The organism is Mycobacteriales bacterium, from assembly GCA_035550055.1.
GTDB lineage: Bacteria > Actinomycetota > Actinomycetes > JAFAQI01 > JAFAQI01 > DASZTV01.
On record DASZRO010000044.1, the window covers coordinates 1 to 7,189 of the forward strand.

The window sequence follows — 7,189 nt, forward strand, 5'->3', positions numbered from 1 at the left end:
AGCCACGCCGGTGCTGCAGGACTTCCTGCTCGGCTACCCGTTCGACCTCGACGCCTTCCAGCGGCGGGCCTGCGAAGCGCTCGAAGGCGGGCACGGCGTTCTCGTCGCGGCACCGACGGGGGCGGGCAAGACGGTGGTGGGAGAGTTCGCCATCCACCTCGCGCTCGCTCGCGGCGCCAAGTGCTTCTACACGACGCCGATCAAGGCGCTGTCGAACCAGAAGTTCCATGATCTGGTCGAGCGGTACGGCGCCGACCAGGTCGGTCTGCTGACCGGTGACAACTCGATCAACGGCGAGGCCCCCGTCGTCGTCATGACCACAGAAGTGCTCCGCAACATGCTCTACGCCGCCTCGCCGACTCTCACCGGCCTGCACACCGTCGTGATGGACGAGGTGCACTATCTGGCGGATCGCTTCCGCGGCGCAGTCTGGGAGGAGGTGATCCTTCATCTCGCCGACGACGTACAGCTGGTGTCACTGTCGGCGACGGTCAGCAACGCGGAGGAGTTCGGGGACTGGCTCCAGGAGGTGCGAGGGGACACGACGGTGATCGTCGAAGAGCACCGTCCCGTGCCGCTGTGGCAGTCCGTGCTTGCCGGCCACGAGCTGCACGACCTGTTCGTCGACGACGAGCAGCACGAGGTCAACCCGCAGCTGGCTCGGATGGCGGCGCACGAGGCGAGGTTCGAGCGCGACCGGCGAGGTGCTGCCCGCGGCGGAAGACGCCACGCAAGCCGAGGCGCCCGGCCGGACCGGCCCGAGGTGATCGATCGCCTCGACCGGGCCGGTTTGCTGCCGGCGATCGTGTTCATCTTCAGCCGCGCCGGGTGTGACGCCGCGGTCAGGCAGTGCCTGCGTTCTGGGTTGCGTCTGGTCGAGCCGTCGGAGCGAGCGCACATTCGTACGGTCGCAACTGAGCGGACCGCAGCCATCCCTGACTCCGATCTCGCGGTGCTCGGCTACGACGAGCTGCTCAGCGGGCTCGAGCGGGGCTTCGCGGCCCACCACGCCGGGATGCTGCCGGTCTTCAAAGAGGTCGTGGAGGAGCTGTTCGCCGACGGCTACCTCCAGGTGGTGTTCGCGACGGAAACCCTCGCTCTCGGCGTGAACATGCCGGCGCGCAGCGTTGTCCTCGAGTCGCTGGTCAAATGGAACGGCGAGGCTCACGTCGACCTCACCCCGGGGGAGTACACCCAGCTCACGGGCAGAGCCGGCCGGCGCGGCATCGACGTCGAAGGTCACGGCGTCGTGCTGTGGACCCCGGGCTTCGACCCGCGACACGTTGCCGGTCTCGCGTCGACGCGTACCTACCCGCTGCGGTCGAGCTTCCGGCCGTCGTACAACATGGCGGTCAACCTGGTGGGCCGGCTCGGTCGGGGTGCCACCCGGGATCTGCTCGAACGGTCGTTCGCGCAGTTCCAGGCGGACCGGTCAGTGGTCGGGCTGACCAAGCAGATCCGCGCCAACCGGGAGGCATTGGACGGCTACAAGGAGGCGATGACCTGCCATCTCGGTGACTTCGCCGAGTACGCCGGCCTGCGTAGGGCGCTGTCCGACCGGGAAGCCGCTCTGGCGCGCGAGCGTTCCGCGGCCCGACGAGCGGCGGCAGCGACCTCGCTCGAGTCGCTCCACGTCGGCGACGTGATCCGGCTGCCCGGCGGACGGCACACCGGCCTCGCCGTTGTCGTCGAGGGCGCCTCCGCGTCGGCCGACCAGGACCGCGTCACGGTGGTCACCGATGCCCGCCAGCTCAAGCGCATCAACGCGGCCGAGCTCACCGCCGAGGTCACCGCCATCGGCCGGGTACGCGTGGCGAAGAACTTCCAGCCTCGCTCGCCGCAGGCGCGCCGCGACCTCGTGGCAAGCCTGCGCGCGCTGCGGCTGGAGGACCAGGCGCGCCACGCGAAGCGGTCGCGCAGCGCAGCCGCCGACGACGAGGAGATCGCCCGGTTGCGTGCCGAGATCCGCCGCCATCCCTGCCACGGCTGCGCGGACCGGGAGCATCACGCGCGCTGGGCGGAGCGCTACGACAGGCTGCTGAAGGACACCCAGCAGCTCGAGCGGCGGGTACGCGGCCGGACCGGCTCGATCGCGAAGACCTTCGACGCGGTATGCCAGGTGCTCGACCAGCTGGGCTATCTCGACGGCGACGCGGTGACGGCCAGCGGGGGAGTACTCAGCCGCATCTACTCCGAAGCCGACCTGGTCATCGCCGACGCACTGGAGCACGACGCGTGGGAGCACCTCGAGCCGGCCGAGCTGGCGGCCGTCGTCTCAGCGCTGGTCTACGAAGCGCGGCGCGACGACGAGTCCAGTCCCAAGCTGCCACCGGGTCGCTGCCGACAGGCGCTGACCGACCTGGCGCATCGGTGGGAGGCCCTGCACCAGACGGAGGCCGCCGCCGGCCTTTCCTTCCTTCGCGCGCCGGAGCCGGGCTTCGCGTGGCTGGCGTGGCGGTGGGCGAGAGGGCATGACCTCGAGGCGGTGCTGAGCGACGCCGCACTCGCTCCCGGCGACTTCGTGCGCGTCACCAAGCAGCTCATCGACTTGCTCGACCAGATCGGGCACGCCGCGCCGGAGTCGTCGAGGACCCGGGCGACCGCGCACAGCGCGCTCGCTCAGCTACGCCGAGGGGTCGTCGCCTACTCAGGCATGGACTGAAGCGAACGCGTCGAGGACGCGCGCCACCGAGTTGTGCAGCCCCCACCGCTCGGCGAACGCGTCGAGGGCGTCGGGGTCGGGCACGGCCGCGGGGATTCGCGGATCGATCGGGTCGATCGGCAGGTCCTTGGCCACCGCGACCACCCGGCGCATCGCCGGGATGTCGTCGATCGCCGCGAGCAGCTTCGCGTGACATCCGCGCGGGAAGCCCTCGTCGGAGCGCGCCGCCGCAGCAAGGATCCCGTCGAGGTCCCCGAACGTGCGAAGCAGTCCGGCAGCGGTCTTCTCGCCGACACCCGGTACGCCGGGAAGCCCGTCGGAAGTGTCGCCACGCATCGTGGCGAAGTCCGCGTACGCCCGCCCCGGGATGTCGTACTTGGCCGTGATCGCCGCCTCGTCGATCCGCTCGGCGTTGCCGAACCCCTTCGCGATGTAGACGATCGCCACGTCGCGGGCGTCGTCCACCAGCTGGAACAGGTCGCGGTCGCCGGTGACGATCTCGACGGGCATCGCGGCGGTCGTCGCCAAAGTTCCGATCACGTCGTCGGCCTCGGCATCCGGCATGCCGATCCGGCAGATGCCGAGCGCGTCGAGCGCTGCTTCGATGATCGGCACCTGAGGGCTCAACGCGTCAGGCACCTCCTCACCGCCTTCGGGGGCGACCCGGTGCGCTTTGTAGGACGGCACGAGCTCGACCCGCCAGGCGGGGCGCCAGTCGGCGTCCATCGCGGCGACCAGGTGCGTCGGCCGGCGCGCGGACACCAGGAAGGCGATGGCGTCGAGGAACCCCTTCACCGCGTTGACGATGGTGCCGTCCGCAGCGACAACGGTGTCGGGCACCCCGAAGAACGAGCGGAAGTACATCGACGCGCTGTCGAGCAGCATGAGGCGCTCGCCGGTCCGGGAGGTCACACCAGGGACACTAACGACATGCCCGCACTCACCCGCGACGGCGAGATCGCCGTGCTCGACATCGGCGACGACGAGAACCGCTTCACCTTGGCCTGGCTGGAGTCGATGCACTCCTGCCTCGACGAGGTCGTCGCCCTCGAGTCGCCGGCCGCTCTGGTCACGTTGGCGCAAGGGAAGTTCTGGTCGAACGGACTCGACCTCGACTGGCTGATGGCGCATGCCGACCAGGCCGAGCACTACGTCGATCTGGTGCAGCGCCTGTTCTCCCGAGTGCTGACTCTCGGGCTACCGACGGTCGCCGCGATCCAGGGCCACTGTTACGCCGCCGGCGGGCTCCTGGCGCTTGCCCACGACTGGCGGGTGATGCGGGAGGACCGCGGGTTCTTCTGCCTGCCGGAGGTCGACATCCGGTTGCCGTTCCCGCCGGGCATGGACGCGCTGGTGCGCGCGAAGCTGCCGGTGGCGACGGCGTTCGAGGCGATGGTGACCGGGCGGCGCTACGGCGGCCGTGACGCCGCCGCGGCGGGCATCGTGACCAAGGCGGTGCCCGAAAGCGAGCTGCGCTCGGCAGCGATCGAGCTCGTCCGGCCGCTGGCCGGCAAGGCGCATCCGGTCATGGGAACGATCAAGACCACGATGTACGGCGAGGCGGTCGACAAGCTGTCCGTCGTCCACCGACCGTCGTCGTAGCCTGACGCGATGGACCTGCCCTTCCAGGACCGCCTCACCCGCGCCGCCGCTGCGGCAGACGCGGCGGGCGTCGACGCGCTGCTGGTCACGCCCGGCGCTGACCTTCGCTACCTCGTGGGCTACCAGGCGCTCCCGCTCGAACGCCTCACCTGCCTCGTCGTACCCGCCTCTGGCGAGCCGATGCTCATCGTGCCCGCGCTCGAGGAACGCGCCGCCATCGCGAGCGGTGCCACGCAGCACGTGGCCACCGCGACGCACGGCGAGACGGACGACGCGTTTCGTCTCGTCGCGGGTGTGATTGCGGACGCGCTGGGCCGCAGCCCCGACGTGATCGGGGTCTCCGACCGCATGTGGGCACAGCAGGTGCTGCGGTTCCGCGAGGTCATGCCGGCTGCCGAGCAGCGGCTGGCGGGCGACGTGCTGCGGCCGCTTCGGCTGCGCAAGCTGCCCGACGAAGTCGACGCGCTGCGTGGGGCGGGCGCAGCGATCGACCGGGTCCATTCCCGGATCGGGGAGTGGCTGCGGCCGGGCCGGACGGAAGCCGAGGTGGCGCGCGACATCGCAGACGCGATCCTGGAAGAAGGACACACCTCGGTGAACTTCGTGATCGTCGGGTCGGGCCCCAACGGCGCGAGCCCGCACCATCACGTGAGCGACCGGATGATCGAGCCCGGCGACCCGGTCGTGGTCGACATCGGCGGCACGATGCCCGACGGCTACTGCTCGGACTGCACGCGGACCTACGTTGCCGGCGACGCCCCGCCGCAAGACTTTGCCGACTACTACGAGGTACTCCTCGCTGCGCAGCAGGCATCCTGCGCGGCGGTTCGTCCCGGGGTCACGGCACACAGCGTCGACGCCGCCGCCCGGGACGTGATCGCGGCGGCCGGCTACGGCGAGCTGTTCATCCATCGGACGGGGCACGGGATCGGCCTGGAAGAGCACGAGGAGCCCTGGATCGTGCAAGGCAGCGACGTCGTCCTCGAGCCCGGGATGTGCTTCTCCATCGAGCCGGGCGTCTATCTGCCGGGGCGCCACGGTGCCCGGATCGAGGACATCGTCGTCGTCACCGAAGACGGCGTCGAGCGACTGGACACCATCGACCGCGACCTCGTCGTCCTCGCATGACCGTCGACCGCGTCCTGCCCGACGACGACGCTCGCCAACTGCTGGAGCTGGTCCGAGACCTCGCCCGCGACGAGCTCGCTCCTCACGCAGCCGAGTACGAGGAGCGCGGCGAGTTTCCGCGCGAGACGGTGCGGCTGCTCGGCCGCTCCGGCCTGCTCGGTCTCGCCTACCCGGAGGAGTACGGCGGCGGCGGCACGCCGTACGAGGTGTACCTGCAGGTCCTGGAGGAGCTCTCCGCCGCCTGGGCGGCAGTCGCGCTCGCCGTCAGCGTCCACACCCTGAGTTGCTACCCGGTCGCGGCGTTCGGCACCGACGAGCAGCGCAAGACCTACCTGCCGGACATGCTCGGCGGTGATCTTCTCGGCGCCTACTCACTGTCGGAGGCGACGGCCGGCTCCGACGCCGGGTCGCTGCAGGCGCGGGCCCGCCGCGACGGTGACGACTACGTGCTGACCGGCACCAAGGCATGGGTGACCCACGGTGGCCACGCCGACTACTACAACGTCTTCTGCCGTACGTCGGACGACGCCCGTGGCGGGGTGTCGACGATCCTGGTGCCCGCCGACGCGCCCGGCCTCCTGCCGCAGCCGCCGGAGAAGAAGATGGGGCTGCGCTCGTCGCCGACGGCGCAGGTGGTCTTGGACGAGGTACGAGTCCCGGTCGATCGGCTGGTCGGCGCGGAGGGCGAAGGCATGCGCATCGCGTTGTCGGCGCTGGACGGCGGCCGGCTCGGCATCTCTGCGGTGGCGACCGGGCTGGCCCAGTCCGCGCTTGACGCCGCGGTCGCATGGGCGAAGGAGCGCCGGCAGTTCGGCCGGCCGATCGCCGACAACCAAGGGGTGAGCTTCATCCTCGCCGACATGGCCACCGGCATCGAGGCTGCCCGGTCGACCTACCTCGCTGCGGCACGCCGCCGGGACGCCGGTCAGGCCTACGGTGCGCAGGCCGCCATGAGCAAGCTCCTCGCCACCGACACGGCGATGAAGGTCACCACAGACGCGGTGCAGATCTTCGGAGGCTACGGCTACACCGTGGAGTACCCGGTCGAGCGCTACCTGCGCGAGGCGAAGGTCATGCAGATCTTCGAGGGCACCAACCAGATCCAGCGCCTCGTGATCAGCCGCGGCCTCGCCGCGCAGTAGGCCGACCGGTCAGCGGGAGGCGTGGACGGCGGCGGGGCTGGCCGTCGCGCCGAGCGGCTGAGTGTTGACGTAGGCGGCGACGGTGCTGCCGACGACCACGAACACGCCGAAGGCGATGCGGCTGATCCGCAGGGGCGGCCGTTTGCGCACGAGCGTCGTCACCGGCCCGACGTCCGGCAGGATCGCGGTGCGCGCGGGCGCCCGGAACGGGGCCAGCGCGGCGAGGCGCGCCGCGGTCACCGACGGCACGACCGGGGTCGGTGCCGGCGCCTGGCCCGGCACGAGGTGGGAGGTCCACTGCGCGCCGTCCCAGTAGCGCTGGTGACCGCTGCCCGCCGGGTCCGGGTAGTAGCCCGCCGGAGGCGTGGCGTCTGACATGTTGGAGCTCCGCTCGGGTTCGGGCGTCCTGGACAGACGCGGCCCCCGGTGGGGCAGACCGGGGTCGCGTCTTGGTTCTCGCTCGGCATCCGCCGATCGCCGTCTTGAGCGATGAGCGGTTCGGACTCCCGGATGCACCCGGACGGGCTAGGCGCCGGCATCCTCCACCGCGAGCCAGGTCGTCGACCGCGGGGCGTAGGTGATGCCGTGCGCGTTCGCCCGGAACGGGCCGGTGTGCGCGATCGGGCGACCGGTGACCCCGGGAACGGCGCGGGGC

6 protein-coding genes are annotated in these 7,189 nt (G+C 71.0%); 4 read left to right on the forward strand and 2 right to left on the reverse strand.

Annotated features, from left to right (window positions below; all coding sequences use genetic code 11):
• Nucleotides 1-10: 10 nt before the first annotated feature.
• Nucleotides 11-2,662, forward strand: coding sequence for a DEAD/DEAH box helicase (locus tag VG899_07235; protein ID HWA66146.1), 2,652 nt, complete (start codon nucleotides 11-13; stop codon nucleotides 2,660-2,662).
• On the opposite strand, the gene VG899_07240 is transcribed toward VG899_07235, so the two are convergent.
• Complete coding sequence (locus tag VG899_07240) at nucleotides 2,648-3,574, reverse strand: 5'-3' exonuclease (protein HWA66147.1); 927 nt, start codon at nucleotides 3,572-3,574, stop codon at nucleotides 2,648-2,650. The genes VG899_07235 and VG899_07240 overlap by 15 nt on opposite strands.
• An 18-nt stretch (nucleotides 3,575-3,592) precedes the next feature.
• Between VG899_07240 and VG899_07245 the strand changes: the two genes are divergently transcribed.
• From VG899_07245 to VG899_07255, 3 genes are read left to right on the forward strand one after another with little or no spacing between them, the layout of a single operon-like run.
• Nucleotides 3,593-4,264 carry an enoyl-CoA hydratase-related protein gene (locus VG899_07245; GenBank protein HWA66148.1) on the forward strand — a complete coding sequence of 224 codons (672 nt, stop codon included), beginning with the start codon at nucleotides 3,593-3,595 and terminating at the stop codon, nucleotides 4,262-4,264.
• Between the two features lie 9 nt (nucleotides 4,265-4,273).
• Nucleotides 4,274-5,392: a Xaa-Pro peptidase family protein gene (locus VG899_07250; protein HWA66149.1), complete on the forward strand. Its 1,119-nt coding sequence runs from the start codon at nucleotides 4,274-4,276 to the stop codon at nucleotides 5,390-5,392.
• The gene (locus VG899_07255) at nucleotides 5,389-6,534 is read left to right on the forward strand and encodes an acyl-CoA dehydrogenase family protein (protein HWA66150.1); all 1,146 of its coding nucleotides are present in this window, start codon (nucleotides 5,389-5,391) and stop codon (nucleotides 6,532-6,534) included. Before VG899_07250 ends, VG899_07255 begins: the two co-directional genes overlap by 4 nt.
• Nucleotides 6,535-6,543: 9 nt before the next feature.
• Here the strand turns inward: VG899_07255 and VG899_07260 are convergent, their stop codons facing one another.
• Complete coding sequence (locus VG899_07260) at nucleotides 6,544-6,912, reverse strand: DUF2510 domain-containing protein (GenBank protein ID HWA66151.1); 369 nt, start codon at nucleotides 6,910-6,912, stop codon at nucleotides 6,544-6,546.
• Between the last annotated feature and the right edge of the window lie 277 nt (nucleotides 6,913-7,189).

What these genes read in the sequence shown, in the direction of transcription:
- VG899_07245 (HWA66148.1), top strand. Translation starts at nt 3,593, where the DNA reads ATGCCCGCACTCACCCGCGACGGCGAGATCGCCGTGCTCGACATCGGC.
- VG899_07250 (HWA66149.1), top strand. Translation starts at nt 4,274, where the DNA reads ATGGACCTGCCCTTCCAGGACCGCCTCACCCGCGCCGCCGCTGCGGCA.
- VG899_07255 (HWA66150.1), top strand. Translation starts at nt 5,389, where the DNA reads ATGACCGTCGACCGCGTCCTGCCCGACGACGACGCTCGCCAACTGCTG.
- VG899_07260 (HWA66151.1), bottom strand. Translation starts at nt 6,912, where the DNA reads ATGTCAGACGCCACGCCTCCGGCGGGCTACTACCCGGACCCGGCGGGC.